Source organism: Pandoraea nosoerga, assembly GCF_902459585.1.
Lineage (GTDB): Bacteria > Pseudomonadota > Gammaproteobacteria > Burkholderiales > Burkholderiaceae > Pandoraea > Pandoraea nosoerga.
This window is the reverse complement of sequence record NZ_CABPSC010000019.1, coordinates 14,254-39,001: the sequence shown is the minus strand read 5'-3', so window position 1 is coordinate 39,001 and position 24,748 is coordinate 14,254. Positions and strand designations below refer to the sequence as shown.

At 62.8% G+C, this 24,748-nt stretch carries 25 protein-coding genes and 1 tRNA gene; 15 read left to right on the top strand and 11 right to left on the bottom strand.

Annotation, left to right across the window (positions count from 1 at the left end):
- Positions 1-37 precede the first annotated feature (37 nt).
- Positions 38-1,135: a site-specific integrase gene (locus PNO31109_RS19925; RefSeq protein WP_150557181.1), complete on the top strand. Its 1,098-nt coding sequence runs from the start codon at positions 38-40 to the stop codon at positions 1,133-1,135.
- 7 nt (positions 1,136-1,142) lie between these two features.
- Here the strand turns inward: PNO31109_RS19925 and PNO31109_RS22325 are convergent, their stop codons facing one another.
- Both PNO31109_RS22325 and PNO31109_RS19920 read right to left on the bottom strand, forming a co-directional pair.
- Positions 1,143-1,271 (bottom strand): hypothetical protein, encoded by a 129-nt coding sequence (locus PNO31109_RS22325; RefSeq protein WP_277396631.1) that lies wholly within the window; start codon positions 1,269-1,271, stop codon positions 1,143-1,145.
- A 76-nt stretch (positions 1,272-1,347) separates the two neighbouring features.
- Positions 1,348-2,868: a hypothetical protein gene (locus tag PNO31109_RS19920; RefSeq protein ID WP_150557180.1), complete on the bottom strand. Its 1,521-nt coding sequence runs from the start codon at positions 2,866-2,868 to the stop codon at positions 1,348-1,350.
- Between the two features lie 1,145 nt (positions 2,869-4,013).
- Between PNO31109_RS19920 and PNO31109_RS19910 the strand changes: the two genes are divergently transcribed.
- The 5 genes from PNO31109_RS19910 (at position 4,014) to PNO31109_RS19890 (ending at position 8,381) form a co-directional block, all read left to right on the top strand.
- Positions 4,014-4,985: an LPD7 domain-containing protein gene (locus PNO31109_RS19910; RefSeq protein WP_241013670.1), complete on the top strand. Its 972-nt coding sequence runs from the start codon at positions 4,014-4,016 to the stop codon at positions 4,983-4,985.
- Between the two features lie 80 nt (positions 4,986-5,065).
- A complete protein-coding gene (locus PNO31109_RS19905) occupies positions 5,066-5,344 on the top strand; it encodes a CopG family ribbon-helix-helix protein (RefSeq protein ID WP_004541313.1) in 279 nt (92 codons plus the stop codon).
- Positions 5,332-5,622 (top strand): type II toxin-antitoxin system RelE/ParE family toxin, encoded by a 291-nt coding sequence (locus PNO31109_RS19900; RefSeq protein ID WP_024429387.1) that lies wholly within the window; start codon positions 5,332-5,334, stop codon positions 5,620-5,622. Before PNO31109_RS19905 ends, PNO31109_RS19900 begins: the two co-directional genes overlap by 13 nt.
- A gap of 82 nt (positions 5,623-5,704) precedes the next feature.
- On the top strand, positions 5,705-6,802 hold the full coding sequence (locus PNO31109_RS19895) for an ABC-three component system protein (RefSeq protein ID WP_206111210.1): 1,098 nt from the start codon (positions 5,705-5,707) through the stop codon (positions 6,800-6,802).
- A 76-nt stretch (positions 6,803-6,878) separates the two neighbouring features.
- On the top strand, positions 6,879-8,381 hold the full coding sequence (locus PNO31109_RS19890) for an SMC family protein (protein ID WP_206111209.1): 1,503 nt from the start codon (positions 6,879-6,881) through the stop codon (positions 8,379-8,381).
- A gap of 278 nt (positions 8,382-8,659) precedes the next feature.
- Here the strand turns inward: PNO31109_RS19890 and PNO31109_RS19885 are convergent, their stop codons facing one another.
- The 5 genes from PNO31109_RS19885 to PNO31109_RS19860 form a co-directional block, all read right to left on the bottom strand.
- On the bottom strand, positions 8,660-9,181 hold the full coding sequence (locus PNO31109_RS19885; protein ID WP_150557179.1) for a hypothetical protein: 522 nt from the start codon (positions 9,179-9,181) through the stop codon (positions 8,660-8,662).
- A 9-nt stretch (positions 9,182-9,190) separates the two neighbouring features.
- Entirely contained in the window at positions 9,191-9,838 is a 648-nt protein-coding gene (locus PNO31109_RS19880) for a DotA/TraY family protein (protein WP_241013688.1), read from the bottom strand.
- 38 nt (positions 9,839-9,876) lie between these two features.
- Positions 9,877-10,461, bottom strand: coding sequence for a plasmid replication initiator TrfA (gene trfA, locus PNO31109_RS19875; RefSeq protein ID WP_174966480.1), 585 nt, complete (start codon positions 10,459-10,461; stop codon positions 9,877-9,879).
- 799 nt (positions 10,462-11,260) lie between these two features.
- Positions 11,261-11,337: transfer RNA gene (locus tag PNO31109_RS19865), tRNA-Pro, on the bottom strand.
- 24 nt (positions 11,338-11,361) lie between these two features.
- Positions 11,362-12,291, bottom strand: coding sequence for a polyprenyl synthetase family protein (locus PNO31109_RS19860; protein ID WP_241013689.1), 930 nt, complete (start codon positions 12,289-12,291; stop codon positions 11,362-11,364).
- A gap of 337 nt (positions 12,292-12,628) precedes the next feature.
- Here PNO31109_RS19860 and rplU point away from each other — a divergent pair, with 337 nt between their 5' ends.
- The 4 genes from rplU (at position 12,629) to proB (ending at position 15,821) form a co-directional block, all read left to right on the top strand.
- Complete coding sequence (rplU, locus tag PNO31109_RS19855; protein WP_010803930.1) at positions 12,629-12,940, top strand: 50S ribosomal protein L21; 312 nt, start codon at positions 12,629-12,631, stop codon at positions 12,938-12,940.
- Between the two features lie 28 nt (positions 12,941-12,968).
- Positions 12,969-13,229 (top strand): 50S ribosomal protein L27, encoded by a 261-nt coding sequence (gene rpmA, locus PNO31109_RS19850; RefSeq protein WP_150557175.1) that lies wholly within the window; start codon positions 12,969-12,971, stop codon positions 13,227-13,229.
- A gap of 158 nt (positions 13,230-13,387) precedes the next feature.
- Positions 13,388-14,530: an Obg family GTPase CgtA gene (gene cgtA / locus PNO31109_RS19845; RefSeq protein ID WP_150557174.1), complete on the top strand. Its 1,143-nt coding sequence runs from the start codon at positions 13,388-13,390 to the stop codon at positions 14,528-14,530.
- Positions 14,531-14,687: 157 nt separating this feature from the next.
- The gene (proB, locus tag PNO31109_RS19840; RefSeq protein WP_150557173.1) at positions 14,688-15,821 is read left to right on the top strand and encodes a glutamate 5-kinase; all 1,134 of its coding nucleotides are present in this window, start codon (positions 14,688-14,690) and stop codon (positions 15,819-15,821) included.
- Between the two features lie 139 nt (positions 15,822-15,960).
- Here proB and PNO31109_RS19835 read toward each other — a convergent pair whose 3' ends face one another.
- Together PNO31109_RS19835 and PNO31109_RS19830 are read right to left on the bottom strand one after the other, a co-directional pair.
- A complete protein-coding gene (locus tag PNO31109_RS19835) occupies positions 15,961-16,500 on the bottom strand; it encodes a CNP1-like family protein (RefSeq protein ID WP_174966479.1) in 540 nt (179 codons plus the stop codon).
- A 314-nt stretch (positions 16,501-16,814) separates the two neighbouring features.
- A complete protein-coding gene (locus tag PNO31109_RS19830; RefSeq protein WP_241013672.1) occupies positions 16,815-17,468 on the bottom strand; it encodes an RNA pyrophosphohydrolase in 654 nt (217 codons plus the stop codon).
- A 212-nt stretch (positions 17,469-17,680) separates the two neighbouring features.
- Here PNO31109_RS19830 and PNO31109_RS19820 point away from each other — a divergent pair, with 212 nt between their 5' ends.
- Both PNO31109_RS19820 and PNO31109_RS19815 read left to right on the top strand, forming a co-directional pair.
- A complete protein-coding gene (locus PNO31109_RS19820; RefSeq protein ID WP_150557170.1) occupies positions 17,681-19,420 on the top strand; it encodes a proline--tRNA ligase in 1,740 nt (579 codons plus the stop codon).
- A gap of 185 nt (positions 19,421-19,605) precedes the next feature.
- Positions 19,606-20,199 (top strand): MarC family protein, encoded by a 594-nt coding sequence (locus PNO31109_RS19815; protein ID WP_150557169.1) that lies wholly within the window; start codon positions 19,606-19,608, stop codon positions 20,197-20,199.
- A 50-nt stretch (positions 20,200-20,249) separates the two neighbouring features.
- On the opposite strand, the gene PNO31109_RS19810 is transcribed toward PNO31109_RS19815, so the two are convergent.
- Entirely contained in the window at positions 20,250-20,798 is a 549-nt protein-coding gene (locus tag PNO31109_RS19810; protein ID WP_150557168.1) for a hypoxanthine-guanine phosphoribosyltransferase, read from the bottom strand.
- A gap of 210 nt (positions 20,799-21,008) precedes the next feature.
- Positions 21,009-22,373 carry a signal recognition particle protein gene (gene ffh, locus PNO31109_RS19805; protein WP_150557167.1) on the bottom strand — a complete coding sequence of 455 codons (1,365 nt, stop codon included), beginning with the start codon at positions 22,371-22,373 and terminating at the stop codon, positions 21,009-21,011.
- A gap of 102 nt (positions 22,374-22,475) precedes the next feature.
- On the opposite strand from ffh, the gene PNO31109_RS19800 reads away from it, so the two are divergent.
- The 3 genes from PNO31109_RS19800 (at position 22,476) to PNO31109_RS19790 (ending at position 24,363) form a co-directional block, all read left to right on the top strand.
- Positions 22,476-23,360, top strand: a complete 885-nt coding sequence (locus PNO31109_RS19800; protein ID WP_150557166.1) for a cytochrome C assembly family protein — start codon at positions 22,476-22,478, stop codon at positions 23,358-23,360.
- A 6-nt stretch (positions 23,361-23,366) separates the two neighbouring features.
- On the top strand, positions 23,367-23,645 hold the full coding sequence (locus PNO31109_RS19795; protein WP_150557165.1) for a PP0621 family protein: 279 nt from the start codon (positions 23,367-23,369) through the stop codon (positions 23,643-23,645).
- A gap of 205 nt (positions 23,646-23,850) precedes the next feature.
- Complete coding sequence (locus tag PNO31109_RS19790) at positions 23,851-24,363, top strand: DUF1269 domain-containing protein (protein WP_150557213.1); 513 nt, start codon at positions 23,851-23,853, stop codon at positions 24,361-24,363.
- The last annotated feature ends 385 nt before the right edge of the window (positions 24,364-24,748 follow it).

Below are 24,748 nucleotides of genomic sequence, written 5' to 3'. Positions count from 1 at the left end.
CGTAGTATTTGTTGGGACAAATTTGGGACAGCGGTGGATGGGCACGATTACCAAGCGAGGCGATCTACAGTGGCAGGCAAAGGTACGACGGAAGGGCTTCCCGCAGCAATCGCGCACTTTCATGTACAAAGAGGACGCCGAGAAGTGGGTGCGGACCGTCGAGCGAGAGTTGGAGACCTCAGGGTTCGTTGATCGTCGCGAGGCGGAGAAGAACACGCTTGCGGAGGTGCTCCGGCGGTATCAGAAGGATGTTACGCCGCAAAAGAAGTCGTCCGCGATCGAGTCCGTCAAGATCGACGTGCTGCTGCGCGACAAGGCACTCGTGGAACTGAAGATGTCCGCCGTCACGAGCGCCGCGTTGGCGAAGTGGCGCGATCGCCGACTCAAGGAGGTGACTGGGGCAACGGTCAACCGGGAGATCGACGTGCTTTCGACGGTGCTAAACCATGCGCGGCGAGAGTGGGGCATCCATGTTGAAAACCCGGTTCCGTACATCAAGCGGCCGGAAAAGGCGCGCTCGCGGGATCGCCGGCTGGCACCTGACGAAGAGCGCTACCTGATGGCCGCGCTGACGGGTGGTGAGCGACGGGAGGATGGAACCTTCAGCAAGGGTGCGCGGAATCCTTGGCTGCTGCCGCTCGTCGAACTGGCCCTTGAAACAGCAATGCGACGCGGAGAGCTGCTATCACTGCGATGGGAAAACGTTGATCTCGAGCGACGCACTGCTTACTTGCCCGATACGAAAAATGGGGACGCGCGAACGGTGCCGCTTTCGACACGGGCTACCCACATCTTGAAGGCGCTACCGTCGTATATCGCCGACAAAACTGGCGAACGTGCCGTCGGTCCCGTCTTAGCTACTACCGCAATGGCGCTCCGGAAGGGGTTCGCGCGGGCGATTGAGAGAGCACAGCAGCAATACGCAACTGATTGCGAGGAAGCTGGAAGGGTGCCTCTCCCAGGATTTCTCAGTGACTTGCATTTCCACGATACCCGCCATGAGGCAGCGTCGCGTCTGGCAGACAAGCTCTCCAATGTGCTGGAGCTTTCAGCTGTGACAGGACATCGCGATTTGCGGATGCTAAAGCGGTATTACCACCCACGTGCAGAGGATTTAGCGAAGAAACTGGACTAGCGACCCATCAGGATTGGTGAATATACGCGGCGGCCGTCAGATTCTTGGTCTCGATGGTCGCGTCGAGCCATGCGACGAAGCGCTCCACGGTGTCGACTGACGCCTTGAGCAGTCGGCAGTTCGGAAACCAGGCCACGTCCACAGTGTTCCCCGATTTTGTGTGCTCGAACCGTTGCGCCCGGCGCTTTGCCTGACACCGGGCGCAACTGTGCTCACGCGGTCTGACGCGAGCGTTGGGCCTTGTGTTTCGCTAGGAACGTCTCAATCCCATGGCTGCGCGGGAACGCTTCCTTAACGGCCTCATGCGTGACCGTACCGGTGTTGAGCAATCGGGTCAGCTCGTCCTCCCATCGCAACAGGCGGTGGGCGGTCAGGAACTCATCGACCTCCTTAAACCGCTTCAGCATCCCAACGTCGTGCCCGTCGGCGATGTAGAGGTCGGCGACTGAGGCGGTGCCGCTGCTCGTCGGAATGTCGACCGTGGTCGCGATGGCGATGATGCGGCTCAGCAGGCTTTCCTCTTCCTTGGCGTTACCGTAGCGGGCGGAGGCCATGAATACCTGCGAGAGGTCGCTGCCGTAAGCCCCGCTGATGAGCAACGCGTCCTTGCTGGCCTCAAGCAGCCGGTCCGAATGGGTGTAGCTCGGCGTGTAGACGATCCGGCGGTACCCTCGGGCGTAGGCGCTTTCGATTGAGGGCAGATACGGCAGTGCCCGGATGGCGTCGGGAACGTCCCAGTCCTTCGACGGAGTGGAGCGGTGACGGGGCATGACACGAACGGCTGGGCCCGCGTGTTCGGTCAGGGCGAGTGATGCGGCTACCAGGTGGATAGCAGCGTGGTCTTCGATGGCGCCCGAGCCGAACAGCACAAGGCCGCTCGTCTTGCCCGCCAAGGCGTCGCGCAGCGGACCAACAACGGAGGCCGGAAACGACTCCGTCGTGGCCACGGTGGGCACCAGCTCGATGCGTGGCCATGGCCGAGCGAACGGAGTGATCGCTTCCAGCTCTCCCGCGTCGGTGACGACGCCGATCAACGCGGTGTCGTGGTCCGTGTGGTTGGGGCGTGACGTCACGATCAACCGGACGTCCTCCTTGATGGTTTCCGGCGTCGGGGTATCGAGAAGAACCGCGATGCGATGCCCAGAGTTCAGGGCGTGGTTGCAGGCCATTTCGAGGCGCTCGCCAGCGTCGTTCCACGACTGCTGATCGAGTTTGAGCGGCCCGACGACCAGCAGCGTGCCGCTGGGCACCCGATCGAGGCCCGACGACCATAACCCGTAGTCGCCTAAGTCGATGCTGCCGGACCATCCGTTGCCTGCGCTCTCGGCGTAGACCAGCGCGCCGTCGGTCGCGTCCTCGTACGCTTCCAGCAGGGCGTCGATCGCGTCCGAGGAGGTTGTGACGTAGACACCCGGGACGGGGCCCGTCGGCCAGATCTGCGGGGCACTGCGGGCGACGACCGCACCGGGCGGCGATAGAGCGACAAGCAATTCCTGCGGTGTCACGTCCACCGCAAAGCGCTTCTTGATCCGGAACGCTAGGCGGTTGGTCGAAGTCGTATCCAACTCGGTGGCGGCGACACGTTCGGGGAACGCCATAACCTCGGGCCAGTTACGAAGCCCGGGCAGTGCTGCGATTAGATCGAGCGCCTGGCCATGACTAAGGGAGGGGTGCGTGCGCTGCAAAAGGCCGCGGACGAGCCCGGCCAGCAGCTTCAACTGCTGCGTATCCATTGCTTTCTCCTGGGCGGCAAATCCGGTGCACGCTTTGCGGACCGCCCATCGAAAACAAGGACTATGGAATGGGGTAGGTGCGTTGACACATCGTCTTCGTCATGCCCCGAAGGGCGCGTGCGGCAGGCGACGACAGCCTGGGAAGAATATAACAGGAAACGTCTTTCAAGCGGCGAGTTGTGGACAACCCGGTTGGGCTTCGGGATAGCGTTCCACTGTCATCGGGATAGCGTGCCGGCATGTCGGGATAGCATTCCGCTTTCTCGGGATAGCGTTCCGCTACTGCCCCAAAGAGCCTTGCTGGTAAAGGCTCTCCGGGCCGTAATGGAACCTCTACCTTTCTTCTACCTTTTTCTACCAGCTACAGCCTGTGGATAGGGTCGTATATCGCCGACGGCCCTTGAGGACGGGGAGCGGCTGGACTTGAATCTCCGAGGAGGTCGGAAGCTGTAGAAAGCAGCATCCAAGGAGCCCTGAACCCGCTTAGGTGCTGTTTTCGACGCGGGCTTCTTGCTTTTCGCCCTACGGGTTGAGTTGCCGTTGGGAGCGGGGTGTTCCCGCACTGGGGTAATACGTCTTGTAGATGTCAACGGCTTCGGCCCAGCAATCCAACAGTTCGGACGAGTGCTGCCGCACCCAGGCAGATAGCGCAGGACCGTTTGGGTGGCTCGTGCCATACAACGGAGCGCCATTTACCAGGTCAAAAACATAGTCTTTGCCGCCACCTCGAATGACCACGCATGCGGCTTGTTTCGGGTCCGCGCAGAACGCAAAGGCCTTCGGGATTTCAAAAGGATGTTGGCAGTGCATCAAAGGGCGCAGAGATTGCAAGGTCGCTGCGCAGGGCGCAACAAATCCCGCGTCTTGGAATGGCCGCCTCCCGTGAATCTCGAATTCATAGTCAACGAATCCAGTGGGACCGTTATATTCCACTCGCGTAATCGCACTGGCGGAGATCGGACCAAATGACAGCCACCATGAGTTTTCCTTTGTGGCCGTGTTTTTCATCAAATGTCGTTGCTTTGCCCGGGGTAGGCGCCAAGGATTCTCGACGTAGGCGGATAGCCCCATGAGTTTCGCTTCGTCAGGGTTTCGCCATTTACGACCTGAACTCCGCCGACACAACACCGATCAAGGCCAGCGATATGCACCAGGAGCTGGGTAGAGCGCGGCTGATCAAACGGCTCGGCGCGTTCGAGCCGTCCGCGTCGACGACGGAGGCCGTTCTGACCTACGACAAGCAACGACCGCTGAAACGCGACCCAAAGATCCGTGAGGAGCACAGGCAAGAGCGCGCAGCGGCCCGACGTGAACTGCGCGCCCGGTACGGTCAGTACAAGGAAGCGTTCGTATATCGCCGACTAGACCCGGCTACTGTGCGGCAGCGCTTCTTGAATATCCGCGAAGCCGCTGGGCGGAAGCGCCGTGAAATCCAAGAGACCGTCACGGACGCCGCCGCCCGGAACGTGCTGTACAGCGTCGTCGCATTCGAGACGCTGCGGGAGCGCGATCGACTGCGGCGCGAGATCCGCAAAGAGCGTCAGGCGCTGTACGCTGATCCGACGAATCGTAGGCTGTCATATCGCGAATGGGTGGAGCAACAGGCGGCCACCGGTGACAGTGCGGCTATCGGCCAGCTACGGGGCTTTGTCTACAGTGAGAAGCGTCGCGCGCGAGAGCTAGGGCGAGCCGTGGCCAATGATGATGCGGACGGCGTTATCCACGCTGATGATGTCGATCCGGTTGCACGAAACGTCACTGATGGGCTGCATTTCCGTGTCCGGCGGGACGGAGCGGTGGTCTATCGCTGGGACGATGGCCGGGACGCTTTCATTGATCTCGGCCGCCGCATCGACGTGCTCGCCAAAGGGGCCAGCGACGAGGTTCCGATCACGACGGCTCTGCGATTGGCTGCGGAGAAGTACGGGGGCGCGTTCGAGCTTACCGGCAGCGAACAATTCAAGCGACGCGCGATCGCCCTTATGGTGGAACATGGAATTGACGCCCGGCTTCGAGACGGCGAGCAAGAAGCGTTGCGGCGTGCCAAAGCAGCGGCCGCAGCGAAGCAAACGCCCCGTCGTCCCCGCAAGCCCCGAAAGGGCGGTGCGTCGCCTTGAATATTGGGGCGCCATGGACGAAGTCAGCGTTTCGGTCTATAGTAGTCTCAGGTATTACCTTTTGCTACGGAGGCCGTGTCATGGTTACGGCAACATCCATCAAGCTTGATGATGAATTGAAAGGGCGGGTTCAGCACTTGGCCGAGGCGCGCCGGCGTACCCCGCATTGGATCATGCGCGAAGCCATTGAGCAGTACGTCGAGCGCGAGGAAAAGCGCGAGGCGCTGAACCGGGACACGCTCAAGGCATGGGATGAATTTCAGGCGACGGGCCTGCACGTGACCGCGGAGGAAGTGGACAAGTGGCTCGCGAGCTGGGGAACTGACGACGAACTGCCTCCGCCAGAATGCCACAAGTAATCTTTGCGCCGGCGGCGATCGGGGACATGCAACGGCTTCGCGAATTCCTGAGGCCGAAGAATCCCGATGCTGCGAGGCGGGCCGGCGAAGCGATTAGGCGCGGCGTCCAGGCTCTCGGTGCCCACCCTCGAATGGGGCGGCTCATAGAAGATCTGCCTGAACAGTATCGGGAGTGGCTTATCGATTTTGGGGATAGTGGCTATGTGGCTCGGTACCGCCTCGATGGCGATACCGTCACGATTTTGGCCGTGCGACACCAGAAGGAAGCAGGGTACTGATCATGACAGATGACGAGGCCAAGGCGCGGATCGAAGTGCTCCAGCTGGCGTCAATAATGTCCTTCATGCGCTGAGCCTGGGAGTGTGGGCTTTTACCGGCCGCAATGCAGGTTTGGCGCATGAATGGAGCCTTCTGGCACGATTACTGTCTTTGTTGCACGTAAAAGCCGTCTGTACCGACTTCACGGCAAACAGTATCATTGGCAACCAGCACCGACTCAAAACCATATATATCGGTACATCGGGGGACCAATTTTTGCGGATCAATCACGCTGCCCAGATCTGCGCGCTTTCGCCATCAGAGCTTGAGGAGTTCGTCAACGACTGGCTCGCTCAGCGTTGCAAGGACTACCACAGCCACGAGCTGTGGCGGGGCACGGGTGACATGGGCCGCGATGCAACAGGCTACGTCACCGACCGCCGCATGGAAGGTCCATGGGACAACTTCCAATGTAAGCAGCTTAGCTCGAAGCTGTCCGAGGCGTCAGCCTTCATTGAACTCGGCAAGATCTTCAAACATTCGGCCGAGGGCTGGTTTGCACTTCCGCGCGCCTACTTTTACGTCGCGCCACTCGGTGTCGTAAGGAATGTCCGGCATTTTGTCGCACATCCCGAGCAATTCAGGCAGGCCTTCCTGGACCGATGGGACGCCGATATCGCCGGCGAACTCGTGGAGAACCAGATCGTGAAATTGACTCCCGAGATTGAGACCAAGATCCGATCGTTCGATTTCACGAAGGTGGACTGGCTCGACGCGAATCGCCTCGTCAACGATCCCTCCTGCAAGCCCGCTTTGGTGGCGTGGTTTGGCGCTGACCCGGGGCCTGGGCCGAGGGGCGTGGTGCCGGACGAGATTCAGGCCAGTGAGTCGGCCTACATCGGCCAGCTTCTAAAGGTCTACGAAGAGAAGGGGCCGGGAGTCTATCCGGACGCGGCGGCGGCGCTTGCTTGTCCAGAGTTCGGACCGCATCTGCGCGCGCAGCGCACGCGCTTCTTCGATTCGGTCGCGTTTGATCGGTTCTACCGCGATTCCACACCTGATGGGTACTTGAAGAACTTTAAGGATGAGATTTACCACGGAGTGCTCGATGTCCATTCCGGCGCACATACTCGCTTGCGCTCAAAGACCGCGCCAGATGGATGGCGAATCGCTTCGCGGACATGGAGACCGCAGAGATGAGAGCGCTGATCGAATCGCGCATCGGGCGCTGGACCGCCGAATTTCATATGGACGCGTTGCCTCCGAGGCTTTTGAAATGAACGGCATCCGTCTGCGTCATCTCGTCTTCACTGGCCCGAACGTCGAGATCGCCGAACTTGAGTTCGACGAAGGTTTGAACATCGTCTTCGGCGCATCCAATACCGGAAAGTCTTTTGCGTCGAAGACCATTCTGTTCATGCTCGGCGCGTCGACGAGCCTGCCTGAGACCGAGGAGATCGCAGCCTATGATGGTGCTTGGCTCGGCATCACCTTAGGCGATCAGGGCGACTTCACGCTCTATCGGGCGACGCGCGGTGGACATCTCAAGCTCTATGCCGGCCTGCACAAAGGCACACCCACCGGCAATGGCGAATTGCTGCGCGAGAAGCACGACCACAAGCGCACCGATACCGTCTCGCATCGGCTACTTGACGCAATTGGTTTAGCCAACAAGTGGGTCGTGCGTGACGGCAACGGCAAAAAGGACTCATTGTCCATCCGCCTGCTATCGAAGTACGCCGTAGTGGCTGAGGACGACATCATGTCCGAGGTCAGCCCGGTCTATCTTTCGGGAAATCCGTCAGAGCGTCCCTTCGAGCAGAACCTCTTCAAGCTCCTCCTCACGGGTAACGATGATGCGGCCGCTGTGACGGTTCCGAAGGAAACGGAGCGCAAGGTCGCCAAGGCCGCGAAGATTGAGTTGGTCGACGAACTGCTTGCTCAGATTGATGCTGAACTGGGTGAGCAGCCCCCGGACGAAAAGGAGACCGACGAGCAGCTTGAGCGGCTCGAATTTAGTGCCGACGGACTGCTCACACGGTTGCAGACCGTACAAGGCCAACTGGACAGCCTCGTGCTTGAGCGCCGTGCCACATTTGAGCGTTGTGGCGAATTGCAAGAACGCATTGGCGAGTTGGAGCTGACGCTGGAGCGCTTCGCCAAGCTGCAGGCGGTCTACAACTCTGATCTGCAGCGTCTGCAATCCATTGAGGAAGGCGGGTACGTGTTGATGGCCATGGCCGGGCGTGATTGCCTTGTCTGTGGTGCTCCGCCAGATGCCCAAACACACAACCACGCAGCGGACGAAATCTCGATGGCGCATACCGCCGCTGCCGCCGAAGCTCGCAAGATCGAGCGTGAGCAGCGAGAGCTGGCCCACGTGGTCGCCTCGCTTGAGGCGGAGGCCACTGGACTACGCAGGACCATCGCCAAGCTCGCGGCTGATACTGAAAAATTCGACGCTTCCATAGAGGGACTGCGTCCTGAAGAAGCGTCGCTTCGGGAAAGCTACGAGACGTACAATACAAAGCGCATCGCGATCCTCAAGGTGCTCGACCTTTATCAGCGTCGCGCGAACCTGGCCGCGCGACGGGCGGAGATCAGCGCTACGCCCACTAGGCGAGAGGGCGAAAAACCAGCTGTCGGTCCTGACTCAACAACCTTGTTTGACTTCGGCGAGACGGTGACTTGTCGCCGGACGAGGCCGCGCTCAAAGCTAGTTCGCTCGCAGAGCATTTTTACAAGTACCTCGCGAGTCTCGCTAAGCACGTGCAGGTAATCGTCATCGAGAACTCGGATCCGCCTTCTGCCATTGCCGGGTTGGCTCGCATTGAGACGTTTACCGGTGCCTTGGGTAATGGGCGGGCTGGATTGCTCGCACGGCCCGCCTGACCTTCCGTGCCAGACTACGTCGACTGGCCACGGCCGATGTGGTCCCTTTGCGTGGGCTGCTCGAGCAGGTTTGGGCAGGGCTTGCCGGGCATGAGATCGTGCGCGTTGTACGAGCGTTGCGTAGCAAGACCGGGCCGTTAGGCCCGGTCGGTTAGTATCCATCCGCTACGCCGCGTGCTCCAGGGCATACCGAATACGAACGCTAGTGTCTTCTGCGTGAAGTCGGTTGACGCGGATCTTCATCGAAGGATTGGCAAAGTCCCGGAAGCTGAACGTGAATGTGGAATGAACCGCATCTCCGGCGTCGCTCACTTCGGCGCTCTGAATGTACGTGGTCGGCTCGTACTTTGCGACGTTCTTCTCCCGATCGATGACAACGGCCTTGCCCGTCACGGTGTCAATGCCGACATACCGCGTATTGAGATAGTCGGCAAGTTCGACTTGCGGCCGGAAGCTCGGCGCAATCGACGCGATCAGCTTTCGCAGGTCGCTGTCGCGTGATCGACGCCATTTCGATAACAGCAGAAGGCCGCCCGCGACCCACGCGACAGATGCAACCATTGCCATAAGGGCCGTGCCTGAGTGCAGGAATCTGCCGCCCCATACCGAATACATGAACATGGGGAGCGCGGCCAGCACGGACGTCGCAATATAGAACAGCTCAGATGCAAGTCTCAGCAATCGCATTGCATTCTCCTATTCTTTGATGCCATCGGACTTGGACGAAGGATTCGTCCCGCCCAGTGGGCGCCTGCCATTGCCACCTGACGGGCGAATATCGAATTTTGCCAGCAGGGTATTGACCGCAGCCTTGGTCCGATCGCTGTGGTCAGTGCCGACCATAGCCGGCGAGTGACCTCCGACCCAGTTGATCACCTTGTCCGGCACCAGGAAGATCAGATTAAAGCAGCTATGCACGAGGTTGAGACACATCGAAAAATAAATCGTGCAATAGGCCAGAATCGAGCCAATACCGGTCAGCGAATCGAACTGCGCGTTGGCGAGGGCGACGCCGAACCCTTCGTTCAGCAACGTTCCTCCGGCAACAATTCCCGCGCCTCCGAGGAAGAAGCCAATCACCATCAGGATAGGACGAACCATCATTTCCAGGAGGAAGATGTAGCCGTGGGCAGTCTTGTGGCCGAGGCCGTCGCCCTCTCCGCCGAGATGCGTGATTGCCCACAGCGGGGCTGCGATCACGCCTTCGCCGACAACGACGAGCCAGTTTACGGCGGCACCGAACCAGATGACGAACGGCACCATCGGCAGGTAAGTTGACAGGCCGAGGCCGAGCAACAGCGCGGCAATGATGATCATCATGATGATCGGCCCGGCACCATCCAGCGCGCCCTTGATGAAACTGATCGCACCGCTGGCGTCGGCTATTGCTTGCGCGACGCGTCGTATCGGAATCGATCGATCATTCGTATCCCGTCGCCGTTGGAATCGCCGTCACCGATGCGGTACTTGTTGACGACGTCGATGATCAATGTGGCCTTGTAGAGTGCCTCCACGGCCCGTCGAAGCCATCGATACTCGGCTCCGCCGACTTGCCGGCCCATCGCTTCGAGTATTGATGCGCTCTGTACATTGAACGGCTTGCCTAATGGGGAGGCCGAGGCGACATGCATGAGCTGCATCCAGACGTCGGCCTGGCTTTCGTCGAGTTGGACGCCAGTGAACTTGATCTTCACGTCGCTCCGACTGATCAGGGGGTAATCGTTAAGGAATTGCCGTCGGCGAGTTTTCGACAGAGGGGCAAACAGGCTGCTTCGGGCAATATGATTCGGCATTGCCCGCATCGTTGGCTCCAGGCCGGGCAGGAACATTTGGCGAGGCCGTGCGAGTTCGCGCGCAGTCCGCTCTTGTATTCGCGACCACGTCTCGGTGCTGAAGATGTTTCCTGGCTGGTGGGGTTGGCGCGGCCGTTGCGAGCGGCGCACGTCCTTGTCTTGCGAAGCATTCATCCCTCGGTCCCTGCGCTGTATTCGTAACCTTGCCGCTTGGCTTCGCCCTCGATCCAGCCGGAAAAGTAAGAGAGGGCGTCTAGACTGGCGGGGCATGGCGTCATAGGTCGACCGGTTTCGCCAGCCTCAAAGCCAACGCGCCATGCATCGGGATCAATTCGCAGGACAATTTTCATCGCGCCCCCTGCGGGAGGGACCGCGATTCCATCGCTTGGCGCTGCCAGGCAACCTGTTGCGCCTTCGTCGGGCGGCCGCGCGGGCGCCGGGCTGTAGGGAGAGGCAGTTCCTGACTGGCGTTGATCCACGCAAGAACGTCGCTTTCCCACCAGCACAACCGCCGGCTGTTGGGCATCTTGAAAGGGCGAGGGATTAGATGCAGGTACTTCGCGTTTGTCGCGCAAGTACGAATGGTCGTCGGCGCTTTTCCGATGAGTTCGGAAAGCTCTTCGATGAAGATGACGCGCGGGGGTGCGTCATTCTTGAGACGAGCAAAACCATGCATTAGATGCACCTTTTAAAAGGTTGCTCCTAGACGGTTTTGCTGCAGGTCAGAGACTGGTAGCCGCCAGTGGTTCCGACCGGGCGACCCAGCGTAGATGGTCGCCAATCGAACATCGAAGCCCTCGCCGCGAATGCCGGCGAGGCATGAATGTCGACATAAGGGAAGATAGTACAAAAGAAAATGTCCCGTCAATCGACGGGACATTCTTGGGACAACCAGATGTAGGATTTACTCTAACTCGACATGAACAGTGAGCTAGTAAAGGATCGATAAGTCCTTGATCCTTTTGGGAAATTCTGGTCGGGGTGAGAGGATTCGAACCTCCGGCCTCTACGTCCCGAACGTAGCGCTCTACCAGGCTAAGCTACACCCCGCTTCGATACGGCTGCTTCGCTTTGTTAAGTGCGTCGCGCTATCGAGTAAGAACATAATTCTAGCAGGCTATTTTTGTAATTGGAAGAGGGCAGCGCAGAAATAATTCGTGCGGCTGCATCGGCCTCTTCCTTCGCGCGAGCCAGCGTGTAATCGAGCGCGCCCGTTCGTGTGATCGCAGCAAGAATCGGTTCGAACTTGTCGGTGCCGCCGTTCTCGATCGCTTCGCGAACGAGCGCGCGTTCCTGTTCGGTGCCATGCTGCAGCACATGAATGAGCGGCAGGGTCGGCTTGCCCTCGCGAAGATCGTCGCCGGCGTTCTTGCCCATCGCATCGGTGTCGCCGGCGTAATCGAGCCAGTCGTCCATCAGTTGGAAGGCCGTGCCCAGGCGACCGCCGTATTCGCGCACGGCCGCTTCGGTTGGCGCGTCGGCGTCGGCCAGCACGGCGGCGAGCTGCGTTGCCGCTTCGAACAGCGTGGCCGTCTTGTACTTGATGACCTGCAGGTAGCGCGCCTCGTCCACGTCCGGATCGTGCATGTTCAGAAGCTGCAGCACTTCGCCCTCGGCGATCACGTTGGTCGCGCGCGCAAGAATCTGCATCACGCGCATGTTGTCCACGCTCACCATCATTTCGAACGAGCGCGAATACAGGAAGTCGCCAACGAGCACCGACGCCGCGTTGCCAAACAGCGCGTTGGCCGTTTGCTTGCCGCGGCGCAGGTCCGACTCGTCGACGACGTCGTCGTGCAGCAGCGTGGACGTGTGAATGAATTCGATGACGGCGGCCAGTTCGTAGCGCGCCTGCGATGTCACGCCGAGAGCGCCTGCCACGAGCAGGAGCAGTGCCGGGCGCAGTCGTTTGCCGCCCGAATTGATGATGTACTCCGAGATCTGGTTGATCAGGACCACCTCGGAGGCCAGCCGTTCACGAATGAGCTGGTCGACGGCACGCATGTCGTCGGCGATGGCGGCCAGTACGTTCTGGGAAGAAGTCGAAGCAGTCAAGACAAGGCTCGGGTGAGGAAAAATTCGCCCCAAATTATATAGTGGGCGCGGCAACTTTCGGGCACCAGCCCCGCGGAATGACTGGTTTCACGGAAGTCTTTGACGCAAAAGGAGAAAGTCTGTATAATCCCCGGTTTTCGTGCGCACATTCGTCGCGACCGGCCCCGAAATGCTCCGGTATGGCGGGCGCCAGGGGTCGCAGCGATGCGGGCGGCCGGCAAGACGAGTCCTCTCCGGACCTCTCGGCCCGCACGGAAATTCTCTTGTTTATGAGTGAGGTTCAACAATGTACGCGGTCATAAAAACCGGCGGCAAGCAATACAAGGTTGCTGCTGGCGAAAAGCTCAAAGTAGAACAGATACCGGCTGACATTGGCGCTGAAATCACCATCGACCAGGTTCTCGCCGTTGGCGAGGGCGAATCGATTAAGTTCGGTGCGCCGTTGGTCAGTGGGGCTTCCGTCAAGGCTACCGTTATCGCCCAAGGTCGTCACCCCAAGGTGAAGATTTTCAAGATGCGCCGTCGCAAGCACTACCAAAAGCGTCAAGGCCATCGCCAAAACTACACCGAGCTGCGCATCGACAGCATCAACGGCTAATCGATCGAGCTAGGTAAGGAGTTAAGTCATGGCACACAAAAAAGCAGGCGGTTCGTCCCGTAACGGCCGCGATTCCGAGTCGAAGCGCCTTGGCGTGAAGGTGTACGGCGGTCAGGCGATCCTGGCTGGCGGCATCATCGTTCGCCAACGCGGTACGCGCATGCACGCCGGCGAAAACGTCGGCATCGGCAAGGACCACACGCTGTTTGCACTGACCGACGGTCATGTGCAGTTCGCCGTCAAGGGCGCAGCGAAGAAGCAGTACGTCAGCGTGGTGCCGGCAGCGTAAGCCAAGCCTTTTGCCACCAAAAGGCTCCGCTCCCATGCGGAGCCTTTTTTGTTTGTCCCCTTCGTTCCGTGCGCGCGCCGCGAAAGGCCGGCACGGGCGGATGGGTGTGGAATAGCGTCAGGATCGTCTGCAGACGGTCGATAAAGCGGAACGGAACCATGAAATTCATTGACGCAGCGCGTATCGAGGTGATCGCCGGGAACGGCGGCAATGGCTCGGCGTCGATGCGCCGGGAGAAATTCGTGCCCTTCGGCGGACCCGACGGCGGCGACGGCGGTCGCGGCGGCAGCGTGTATGCCGTGGCGGATCGCAACATCAACACCCTCATCGATTACCGTTATTCGAAGAAGCACGTGGCGAAGAACGGCGAATCCGGCCGGGGCTCGGACTGCTACGGCAAGGGCGGCGACGATATCTTCCTGCGCATGCCGGTCGGCACCATCATCAGCGACATGGACACGGGCGAAGTCATCGCCGACCTGACCGAACACGGTCAGCAAGTCGTGCTCGCGCGCGGCGGTGCGGGCGGCCTGGGCAACCTTCACTTCAAGTCGAGCACGAACCGCGCGCCGCGTCAGAAGACGGACGGCAAGCCCGGCGAGCGCCGCATGCTCCAGCTCGAGCTCAAGGTGCTCGCGGACGTCGGCCTGCTCGGCATGCCCAACGCGGGCAAGTCCACTTTCATTTCGTCGGTGTCCAACGCCCGGCCGAAGATTGCCGACTACCCGTTCACCACGCTGCATCCCAACCTCGGTGTCGTGCGCACGGCGCCGGGCAAGAGTTTCGTCATCGCCGACATTCCGGGGCTGATCGAAGGCGCGGCCGAGGGCGCCGGTCTGGGGCACCAGTTCCTGCGTCACCTGCAGCGCACCGGCCTGCTGCTCCATATCGTGGACATCGCGCCGTTCGACGAGGGCGTCGATCCGGTGGCCGACGCCCGCGCCATCGTGCTCGAACTCCAGAAGTACGACGAGGAACTCTTCAACAAGCCGCGCTGGCTGGTGCTCAACAAGGTCGACATGGTGCCGGAGGACGAGCGCGCCGGGCGTGTGGCCGACTTCCTGAAGCGTTTCGAATGGGATGGCCCGACGTACCAGATCTCCGCGCTTACCGGCGAAGGCTGCGAGACGCTGTGCCTGGCGGTGCAGGACTACCTGTATCAGCAGCGCGGCGCCGTCGAGGAAGCGATCGAGGACGCCGCGCAGGATCCGCGTTTCCGTGAAGGCGGCGCTGCCGCGCCGACCTCCCCGTCACCGGACGGCGTGCCGCCATCGCCACCGCACGGCGCGCCAAAGGCGTAAACTCCACGTCACTCGAGAACTGGTGCTGGAGCGGCAACCGCGCCCGTGCCAGCGATCCGGCCGCCGCGGCCGCGCGAGGGAAGGTCGATTTCGATGGGCTTCCCGACGACGGTAGCGGCCAGTTTTCCCAAATACCTCCGCAGGAGAGTTCAGTTCCATGCGTTCGGTCATCGCCGATGCGAAACGGCTCGTGGTGAAAGTGGGGTCCAGTCTCGTGACCAACGACGGTCGCGGGCTGGACGATGTCGCGATTGCGCGATGGGCGCAACAGATCGCCGCGCTGCGGCATGGCGGTGACGGACGTCCGCCAAAGCAGGTCGTGCTGGTCAGCTCGGGCGCCATTGCCGAGGGCATGCAGCGACTGGGCTGGGCGCGCCGCCCGAAGGCCATCGACGAACTGCAGGCGGCTGCCGCCGTGGGGCAGATGGGGCTTGCGCAGGTCTACGAGACGCGCTTTGCCGAGCACGGCGTGCGCACCGCGCAGATTCTCCTCACGCATGCCGATCTGGCCGATCGCGAGCGCTATCTGAACGCACGCACGACCTTGCTCACGCTGCTGCGTCTGGGCGTGGTGCCGATCATCAACGAAAACGACACCGTCGTTACCGACGAAATCAAGTTCGGCGACAACGATACGCTTGGCGCGCTCGTCACGAATCTGATCGACGGCGACGCCCTCGTCATCCTGACCGACCAGTCGGGCCTGTACACGGCCGACCCGCGCAAGCATCCCGATGCGGAGTTCGTGCATGAGGCGGACGCCGGCGACGAGCGTCTGGAAGCGATGGCCGGCGGCGCAGGGACCAATATCGGGCGCGGCGGCATGCTGACCAAGATACTGGCCGCCAAGCGCGCCGCGACGAGCGGGGCGCATACCGTGATCGCGTCGGGCCGCGAGACGGACGTACTTGTGCGTCTGGCGAGCGGCGAGGCCATCGGCACGCAGCTGGTCGCGCGCACGGCAGTCCTCACGGCCCGCAAACAGTGGATGGCGGATCATCTGCAGGTGCGCGGACGCGTGGTCATCGACGCCGGCGCCTGCAAGAAGCTGGTGGAAGAAGGCAAGAGCCTGCTGCCGATCGGCGTGATCGACGTGGAAGGCACGTTCGCGCGCGGGGAAGTCATCGCCTGCGTGGACGAGGCCGGTCACGAAGTGGCGCGCGGCCTGTCGAACTACAGTGCGTCGGAGACGCGCCTGATCCGGCGCCATCCGAGCAGCGACATCGAGCAGGTGCTCGGCTTCGCGAACGAGCCGGAGTTGATCCATCGCGACAACCTGATCCTGCGCTGAGCCGCTGTCGCGCGGCGCGCGTGGTCGACAAAAAAACGCCGGCACGTCAAGCGTGACCGGCGTTTTTACATCCCTGACCGCGTAGGCGGTGCGGGACCGCGCAGGAGGCGCCCCAGACGCGCGATACCTCGGCGATAGTTCAGCGATAGTTCGTGGGCGTCGTCGGATAGCGCAGATTCTGCACGATGTCCTTCGCGCTGCCCAACGGCGTCTTGTCCTGGCAGAGGTAGTCGCGGTACAGAATGCCCTGATATGCCGTTGCGCCATACGGGCGGATCGGGCGCCACTCGCTGTTGCGCGCAGGCGCCCACGTGCCGTCGGGACGGCCGGTCGCATAGAGGCGCGACTCGAACGTGGCACAGTGCATGCCTTCATACGAGACGTTGCGCGCGCCCTGCTTGCTGCGGATGACGGCGATGTAGCGCACCACGCCGTCCTCGGTGACCTGCACCGACTTCGCGTCGATGGCATAGTCGAGCGCGGCGTTGGGCAGCGTGGGGAAGCTGATCAGGTCGGCGTCTTGCGGGGCGCTCGTCGGCAGGCTGTATGCGGCTTCCTTCCACTTGCCCTTGGCCGCTTCCTGCTGGGCCAGGTACTCGTCGAAGTCCTGGACGGGCTGCGAGACGCTGCTGCAGGCCGCCAACAGCGTGAGGGCGGTGAGGGCAGTGAGGGCGGGCAAGGATGCCAGGGGCGCCGAAGCGGTCGGGCGCGGGGTGCGGCGGGCAAGGAAAGAGCGCATGGGTTGTGGTCGGGAAATCGATTGGACGGACGAAGGCGCAGCGAAGTTGTGATGGTGGCCTTCCGGGGCGCGCGCGTGGCTCGTTAGTAGCTCGTTAGTGGCTCGTTAGTGGCTCGATAGCAATTCGTTAGGGGCGCGCAATGCCACGAAAAGGCCATGAAAGGTCACGGAAAGACCACGAAAGGCAACGAAAGGCAACGGAACGCGGGCGGAGGCCCGCGTCCGTCGATGTGACAGGCCCTGCGCGACCCGGTTCACGGCTCCCGGGGCGGCAGACCCTGGGCGGCGCCGCCCGGCGGCGAACCGTTGCCGCAATCGGGTTCGCTGCGGCTCGCGTCCTGCGAGTGCGGCGTACCCGTCACGGCCTGCGGCGGTTCGCCGACGCGGGCGCCGGCGCGCGGAAACCGCCGCCGGTCCTGTTGGGCGCGCGCGGCGGAGCGGCGCAGGTAACGCGAGAGTTCGTTCAGTGCGAGTTGATAGACTTCGCGCTTGAACTCGATCACGGCGTCGAGCGGCACCCAATATTCGTTCCAGCGCCAGGCGTCGAACTCGGGATGATCAGTCGCGCGCAGGCAGATGTCGCAGTCGCGGCCGACCATGCGCAGCAGGAACCAGATTTGCTTCTGGCCCCGGTAATGTCCGCGCACTTCGCGCTTGATGAACTTGTCCGGCACCTCATAACGCAGCCAGTCGCGTGTGCGACCGATGATCTTGACGTGTTCTGGCTTCAGCCCGGTTTCCTCGTGCAATTCGCGGAACATGGCCTGTTCGGGCGTTTCGCCGTACTTGATGCCGCCTTGCGGGAACTGCCAGGAGTGCTCGCCCAGTCGCTTGCCCCAGAACACTTCATTGCGTGCGTTTAAGAGGATGATGCCGACGTTCGGGCGAAAGCCTTCACGGTCCAGCATACAACCACCCTTGAATCCTTTAAAATTGCTTCGATTATAAACAGATAATCACCGGCGCGGCGGCCGGCGGCGGCTCGGGCGACCGGGGCGGCGCGCAGGGCCGGCGGGTGTCTCGGGGGCTGTGACGACGTTCGGGCGCGCCCCGGCCCGGATCCCGGCCATCCATCGAATCGCCGCGTGCGCCGTTGACCCTCATTTTTCCGGAAATCTGCATGAAAGCCTCTCGTTTCTTCATCGGCACCCTCAAGGAGGCGCCCGCCGACGCCGAAATCGTCAGCCACAAGCTGATGATGCGCTCCGGCATGATCCGCCGCGTTGCCGGCGGAATCTACGACTACTTGCCGATCGGTCTGCGCTCCATCCGCAAGGTCGAAGCCATCGTCCGTGAAGAAATGAACCGCGCCGGCGCGCTCGAGTTGCTCATGCCGGCGGTGCAGCCGGCGGAACTCTGGCAGGAATCGGGTCGCTGGCAGAAGTACGGCCCCGAACTGCTGCGCCTGAAGGATCGCAACGACCGCGATTTCGTCGTCGGCCCGACCCATGAAGAGGTCGTGACGGACATCGCGCGTCGCGAAATCAAGAGCTATCGCCAGTTGCCGGTGAATTTCTACCAGGTGCAGACGAAGTTCCGCGACGAGATCCGGCCGCGCTTCGGCGTGATGCGCGGGCGCGAGTTCATCATGAAGGACGCCTATTCCTTCGACAAGGATCGTGCCGGCCTGCAGGCGTCGTATCAGAAAATGTTCGACGCCTACGTGCGCATCTTCACGCGCCTGGGCCTGGAATTCCGCGCCGTGGTGGCCGACAACGGCTCCATCGGCGGTTCGGGCTCGCACGAATTTCACGTGATCGCGGAGACCGGCGAGGACTCGATCGCCTATTGCCCGACGTCGGACTATGCGGCCAACGTCGAGATGGCCGAGGCGCTCGCGCCCCAGGGCGAGCGCGCCGCGCCGGCCGAGGCAATGACGAAGACCGCTACGCCCGGCAAGGCCAAGTGCGAAGCGGTGGCCGAACTGCTCTCGATCCCGCTTGCCCGCACGGTCAAGTCGATCGTGCTCGCCACCGATAGCGAAGACACCGGCACGACCCTGTGGCTGCTGTTGCTGCGCGGCGATCACGAACTCAACGAGATCAAGGCGAGCAAGGTGCCCGGCCTGGCGGATTTCCGCTTCGCGAGCGAGGCCGAAATCGTGGAATGGTTCGGTACGCCGCCGGGCTACCTCGGCCCCATCGGCACGAAAAAGCCGGTCAGGCTCGTGGTGGATCGCACGGTCGCGAAGATGAGCGACTTCGTGGTCGGCGCGAACGAAGTCGACTACCACATCACCGGCGTGAACTGGGGCCGCGACCTGCCCGAGCCGGAGGTGGTCTTCGATCTGCGAAATGTCGTGCCGGGCGACCCCTCGCCCGACGGCAAGGGGGAGATCGCGCTGTGCCGCGGCATCGAAGTGGGGCACGTGTTCCAGCTCGGCACCAAGTATTCCGATGCGATGAACGCCACCTTCCTCGACGAGAACGGCAAGCCCGCGCCGATGGAAATGGGCTGCTACGGCATTGGCATCACGCGGATTCTGGGAGCGGCCATCGAACAGAATTTCGATGAGCGCGGCATCATCTGGCCGGAATCGATCGCACCGTTCGAAGTGGTGCTGTGCCCGATGGGCTACGAGCGCAGCGACGCGGTGCGCGCGGCTGCCGACAAGCTGTACGAAGCGCTGCTGGCCGCTGGCATCGACGTGATTCTCGACGATCGCGGCGAGCGCCCCGGCGTGATGTTCGCCGACTGGGAGCTGATCGGCGTGCCGCACCGTCTGGTGATCGGCGAGCGCGGCCTGAAGGAGGGCAAGATCGAGTATCAGGGCCGTCGCGACACGCAGGCCCAACTGCTCGATGCGGCTGACGTGGCCGAAATCGTGGCCGGCAAGGTGCGCGCTGCCAAGGCGGTCTGAGCATCGGCGCGGCGCGGCGCCGCCAGGCCTGCCCGGCGGAGGGTGGCGAGTCGCCCGCGGAGCGGGCGGTGCCGCGACATCGGCAATCCCTGACGGCAGTCGCCCCGGCGACTGCCGTTGTCATATTCACGCGAGTCCGCGCCGGTCCGCGCGAGTCCGCGCCAGTCGCGGCGATGGGTGTCTCCATGGAATACACGTTTGCGTCAGCCACGGTGCTGTTGCTGCTCATCACCGATCCGTTCGGCAATATCCCGATCTTCGTCAACGCCCTGAAGAATGTGGCGCCGGCGCGCCGACCGCGGGTGATCGTGCGCGAGGTGCTCATCGCGTTCGCGATCCTGCTCGTTTTCATGCTGGTCGGCGAGCGCTTCCTGCGCATGATGAGCCTTACCGATCTGTCGCTGCAACTCGCGGGCGGGATCGTGCTGTTCCTGATCGCATTGCGGATGATTTTCCCGCGGCACGAGCACGGTACGCTGCCCGATGCCGGCGAGCCGTTGATCGTGCCGCTGGCCATCCCAGCGCTGGCCGGGCCGTCGGCGCTGGCCACGGTGATGCTGCTGGTCTCGCAACAGCCGGGGCGCATGCTCGAGTGGATTACGGCGCTGTGCGTGACGATGGCCGTCTGTGCCGTGGTGCTGCTGCTCGCCGAGCGCATCGAGCGTTTGCTCGGCTCGCGCGTCGTGGCGGCGTTCGAGCGTCTGATGGGATTGATTCTGGTGGCGATCTCGGTCGAGATGATCCTCAAGGGCGTGCGGATCTTCGTGCACCAGTTCTGAGGCGAGCGGCGCGCCCGGGCCTCGCCGCCCGCCCCATCGCCGTGTGCCGGTCAGCGCGGCGTGGTCAGCGCACGGATGGCGGGCAGGTTGCGCCAGTAGCCCTTCGCGTCCATGCCGCACCCGAAGACATAGCGGTCCGGCACTGTAAAGCCGCAGAAGTCCGGATGCGACGGCTTTTCCTTGGTGAGGATCTTCTCGCACAGCACGGCGCTGTAGAACTTCGAGGCGCCCATCTCGAGAATCCGGTCGCGGATGGCGGCCATCGTGGCGCCCTCGTCGAGGATGTCGTCGAGCACGAGCACCACGCGCTCACGCACCGAATCGCGCGGCGCCACGCGCCACTGCATCGCGCCGCCGGTGGTCGTATTGTTGTAGCGCGAGAGGTGGATGTAGTCGAACTCCAGCGGGAAGTCCAGACGCGGCAGCAGCATGCCGGTGAAGACGGCCGCGCCGCCCATGACCGACAGCACCATCGGGAATTCGTCGCCGATGGCGGCCTTGATGGCCGTGGCCATGCGATCGACCGAGGCGTTGACCTCGGCCGCGGAGACGATTTCTTCGGAGTTACGGAATACTTCGAGGGCTTCTTCGCGGTTCATATGGGGCGACCCTGTATAACGGTGTTGCGTGGGGGCGATGTCGCTCGGTGCGCCGGGCGTTCGCCGAATGCGGCCCGGAGTATATACGGAAAGGCCGTCGGTACGGAAAGAGCGCCGTGACGCCCGAGACTCGCGCCTCGATCCCCGCCCGCCGGCCGGAACATCCGCTACCGGCGGGGCGGCGGGGCGGCGGGGCGGCGTGGCGGCGCGTCAACGCATGCCCGGCATCATGCCTTTCATGCTGCGCATCATCTTCATCATGCCACCGCCCTTGAGCTTCTTCATCATGGTGCGCATCTGGTCGTACTGATTGAGCATGCGGTTGACCTCCTGGACCTGCACGCCCGCACCGGCCGCGATGCGGCGCTTGCGGCTGGCCTTGATCAATTCCGGCTTGGCGCGCTCGGCCGGCGTCATCGAGTTGATGATGCCCTCCATGCGGCGCACCTGCTTCTCGGCCTGGTCCATGTTGGTCTGGCTCGCGGCGGCCTGGAACTGGGCGGGCAGCTTGTCCATGAGCGACGACAGGCCGCCCATCTTTTTCATTTGCCCGATCTGCGCCTTGAAGTCGTTCAGATCGAAGTCGCCGCCTTTCTTGACCTTTTCGGCGAGCTTCTGCGCAGCCTGCACGTCCACGCCGCGCTGGGCCTCCTCGACGAGCGCGAGAATGTCGCCCATGCCGAGAATCCGGTTCGCCATGCGGTCCGGGTGGAAGACTTCGAGACCGTCGAGCTTTTCGCCCACGCCCACGAACTTGATCGGCTTGCCGGTGATGTGGCGCACCGACAGCGCCGCACCGCCGCGCGAGTCGCCGTCGAGCTTGGTGAGCACCACGCCGGTGAGCGGCAGTGCGTCGTTGAACGCACGGGCGGTGTTGACGGCGTCCTGGCCGAGCATGGCGTCGACGACGAACAGCGTTTCGATCGGTTTCAACTGCGCGTGCAGGGCGCTGATTTCCTGCATCATCGCCTCGTCGATACCCAGGCGACCGGCCGTATCGACGAGCAGCACGTCATGGTGATGGCGGCGCGCCCAGTCGAGCGCCGCGCGGGCGATGTCCACCGGCTTCTGGTCGGGCTGCGAGGGGAAGAAGTCGGCGTCGACCTGCTGCGTCACCGTCTCGAGCTGGGCGATGGCGGCCGGACGGTAGACGTCGGTCGAGACAGTCAGCACCTTCTTCTTCTGCGCGCGCAGCAGCTTGGCGAGCTTACCGACGGTCGTGGTCTTGCCGGCGCCCTGCAGGCCGGCCATGAGGATGATGGCCGGCGGCGTGGTCGCGAGATTGAGCTCGGCGGCGCGGCCTTCGTAATCACCGCCCATGAGCGCGGTGAGCTCGCGCTGCACCACGCCCACGAGCGCCTGACCCGGCGAGAGGCTCGAGATCACTTCCTCGCCGAGGGCCTTTTCCTTCACCTTGGCGATAAAGTCGCGCACCACCGGCAGGGCGACGTCGGCCTCGAGCAGGGCGAGGCGCACTTCACGCAGCATTTCCTGCGTATTGGCCTCGGTCAGGCGGGCTTCGCCGCGCAGCGTCTTGACGACCTTGGCGAGGCGCGTAGTGAGATTGTCGAGCATGAAACGTATCCTGTAAGACCGGCTGTGGCCCCGCGCGCGCGTCCTCGGCGAGGATGGCAGGCACGGCAGCGCGCCCCTCATGGGCTGGTGTAAACTTCAGACATGACTATTTTACTGTATGCGCTGACCGCCATCCTCTACGCCGGGCTGGCGGTTTGTTCGTGGCAAGGCTACCGGCGCGACGCCGCGCTCGCCCTGGCGGGCGGGCAGCTCGCGCCTGCGCCGGTCGCGGGCACGCCCTCGCGCTGGCCGATGCAGCTCTCGCTGTTCGTCGTGCTCGTGCTGCATGGGGTGCTGCTGCATCAGACGATCTTCCGCGCACAGAGCATGCACTTCGGCTTCGCGTACATGCTCTCGGCCATGCTGTGGCTCTCGGTGGGCATCTACTGGATCGAGAGTTTCTTCTTCCCGCTCGACAGCCTGCGGCTGATGGTCACACCGGTGGCCGCCGTCGCGTGTCTGTTGCCGATGATTTTTCCGGATGTGCGCATTCTCGGCTTTGCGGCCGATCCGATTTTCAAGGCGCACTTCATCATCGCCAACATGGCCTACGGGCTGTTCGCGCTCGCCGCGCTTCACGCGCTGCTGATGATCTATGCGGAGCGTCACCTGCACCCCTCGCGAAGCGGCGAGGCGACCGGCTGGCTCTCCCGCTGGCTCGAGACGCTGCCCCCGCTGCTCACCATGGAGAAGCTGTTGTTCCGCCTGATCGGCGCCGGCTTCGTGCTGCTCACGCTGACGCTGATCTCGGGCGTGATGTTCTCCGAGGCGCTGTTCGGGCGCGCCGTGCGCATCGATCACAAGACGGTGTTCGCGGTGGTGTCGTGGGTAATGTTCGGGGCGGTGCTGCTCGGGCGGCACTTCTACGGGTGGCGCGGCAAGGTCGCGCTGCGTTGGGTTCTGGCGTCGTTCGTGGCGCTGTTGCTGGCGTATGTCGGTTCTCGCTTCGTCCTTGAGGTGGTGCTGCATCGCATGACGGAGACTTGAAGCGCGATGCGCAATATCCTGCTGTTACTCCTGCTGTTGATTGCCGGGACCTGGTGGATGCGCCACAACGAGCGCAAGCGCGACGCCGAGCGCATGCGTGCGCCGCCGTCCAACGGCGCACGCACGACGGCGCAGCAGTCGCTGCCGCCGGCCGAGCGCATGGTGCGCTGCGACGAATGCGACACCTACCTTCCCGAGAGCGAATCCGTGGCGGGCGCCGGCGGCACGCACTTTTGCAGCGGCGCGCATCGCGACGCCTATCTCGCGCGCGAACGCCGCGCCTGAGCGCGCCCGCGCGAACCGTGCGCGCATCGATACCGCATTCTTCCCTCGCTCTCCTCAGGGCGGCAAGGCGGCGCCCGCGCGCTGCCTTGCACATGCCTGTCGCATGCACTAAAACTCAAGTTACCGACCCCATCGACAAGACGCGCGACAAGCCGCGCGATAAGGCGCGCAAAGGGGGGCGACGACAGGAGGGCGCACTATGCTAATGCGCAGACGGATGTATTTCCTTCTTCCCGATCTGGCCAGTGCCCAGCGCACGATGAGCGACTTGCTGCTCGCCCGGATCGAGGAGCGTCACATCCACTTCATGGCGCGTGACGAAATGGACCTGGAGGGACTGCACGAGGCGAACCTGCTTCAGACCTCCGATATCGTGCACGGCGCGGAAGCCGGGCTCGTGATCGGCGGTTTCTGTGGGCTGGCCGTCGGTGCGGTCGCCGCGTTTTTCCCCATCGTGGGTACGCGCCCCCAGTGGGAGCTGATGATCGTGACGGCGCCGCTCGGCGCGCTCTTCGGCGCCTGGGTGTCGAGCATGATCGGCGTGTCGGTGCCGAACTCGCGACTCAAGGCGTTTCGCGAACCGCTCGAGCGCGGCATGATCCTACTGATGGTGGACGTGCGGGACGGGCGCGTCGACGAGATTCGCGACATGCTCAAGGCGCATCACCCGGAAGCGCACATGGAAGGCGTGGAAGCTGCCATTCCGGCGTTCCCCTGATCGGCGCACACGGCGCGAGGTGACGGATTCGACGACGCAAGAACGGGTTTCATCGGCCGGCAACGGCCCTTGGCGCCGCCCCTGTGAGCGGCGCGGGATGGTGCGCGTGTCGCGCGACACGAGAGCGATGCCATCCCCGGGCGTGGTCACGCCCACGGAAGCCTCTCGGCCAGGTGCGGCGAGAGGCTTCTTCTTTCGCGGCACGCGCGCCCTGGGGCGTCGCCACGCCAAGTGGGCTACAATGCCTCCCCTCGCTCCACGGGAGTTCTTCGTGCCCGTCATGCTCCAGTCATCTCCATCCCCTAAGGTTGCGCTCCGGCGTGAGCCCGCATCCCCGCTTCGTCCGAGACATCCGGATCGTCCTGATCGTCAGGACCGTTCGTGC

What these genes read in the sequence shown, in the direction of transcription:
- PNO31109_RS19885 (WP_150557179.1), bottom strand. Translation starts at nt 9,181, where the DNA reads ATGCGATTGCTGAGACTTGCATCTGAGCTGTTCTATATTGCGACGTCC.
- PNO31109_RS19790 (WP_150557213.1), top strand. Translation starts at nt 23,851, where the DNA reads ATGCGCAGACGGATGTATTTCCTTCTTCCCGATCTGGCCAGTGCCCAG.
- PNO31109_RS19920 (WP_150557180.1), bottom strand. Translation starts at nt 2,868, where the DNA reads ATGGATACGCAGCAGTTGAAGCTGCTGGCCGGGCTCGTCCGCGGCCTT.
- PNO31109_RS19820 (WP_150557170.1), top strand. Translation starts at nt 17,681, where the DNA reads ATGAAAGCCTCTCGTTTCTTCATCGGCACCCTCAAGGAGGCGCCCGCC.
- PNO31109_RS19815 (WP_150557169.1), top strand. Translation starts at nt 19,606, where the DNA reads ATGGAATACACGTTTGCGTCAGCCACGGTGCTGTTGCTGCTCATCACC.
- PNO31109_RS19890 (WP_206111209.1), top strand. Translation starts at nt 6,879, where the DNA reads ATGAACGGCATCCGTCTGCGTCATCTCGTCTTCACTGGCCCGAACGTC.
- cgtA (WP_150557174.1), top strand. Translation starts at nt 13,388, where the DNA reads ATGAAATTCATTGACGCAGCGCGTATCGAGGTGATCGCCGGGAACGGC.
- rplU (WP_010803930.1), top strand. Translation starts at nt 12,629, where the DNA reads ATGTACGCGGTCATAAAAACCGGCGGCAAGCAATACAAGGTTGCTGCT.
- PNO31109_RS19795 (WP_150557165.1), top strand. Translation starts at nt 23,367, where the DNA reads ATGCGCAATATCCTGCTGTTACTCCTGCTGTTGATTGCCGGGACCTGG.
- PNO31109_RS19830 (WP_241013672.1), bottom strand. Translation starts at nt 17,468, where the DNA reads ATGCTGGACCGTGAAGGCTTTCGCCCGAACGTCGGCATCATCCTCTTA.
- PNO31109_RS19910 (WP_241013670.1), top strand. Translation starts at nt 4,014, where the DNA reads ATGCACCAGGAGCTGGGTAGAGCGCGGCTGATCAAACGGCTCGGCGCG.
- trfA (WP_174966480.1), bottom strand. Translation starts at nt 10,461, where the DNA reads ATGAATGCTTCGCAAGACAAGGACGTGCGCCGCTCGCAACGGCCGCGC.
- PNO31109_RS19925 (WP_150557181.1), top strand. Translation starts at nt 38, where the DNA reads ATGGGCACGATTACCAAGCGAGGCGATCTACAGTGGCAGGCAAAGGTA.
- PNO31109_RS19800 (WP_150557166.1), top strand. Translation starts at nt 22,476, where the DNA reads ATGACTATTTTACTGTATGCGCTGACCGCCATCCTCTACGCCGGGCTG.
- PNO31109_RS19905 (WP_004541313.1), top strand. Translation starts at nt 5,066, where the DNA reads ATGGTTACGGCAACATCCATCAAGCTTGATGATGAATTGAAAGGGCGG.
- PNO31109_RS19860 (WP_241013689.1), bottom strand. Translation starts at nt 12,291, where the DNA reads ATGCGTGCCGTCGACCAGCTCATTCGTGAACGGCTGGCCTCCGAGGTG.
- PNO31109_RS19810 (WP_150557168.1), bottom strand. Translation starts at nt 20,798, where the DNA reads ATGAACCGCGAAGAAGCCCTCGAAGTATTCCGTAACTCCGAAGAAATC.
- proB (WP_150557173.1), top strand. Translation starts at nt 14,688, where the DNA reads ATGCGTTCGGTCATCGCCGATGCGAAACGGCTCGTGGTGAAAGTGGGG.
- ffh (WP_150557167.1), bottom strand. Translation starts at nt 22,373, where the DNA reads ATGCTCGACAATCTCACTACGCGCCTCGCCAAGGTCGTCAAGACGCTG.
- PNO31109_RS19900 (WP_024429387.1), top strand. Translation starts at nt 5,332, where the DNA reads ATGCCACAAGTAATCTTTGCGCCGGCGGCGATCGGGGACATGCAACGG.
- rpmA (WP_150557175.1), top strand. Translation starts at nt 12,969, where the DNA reads ATGGCACACAAAAAAGCAGGCGGTTCGTCCCGTAACGGCCGCGATTCC.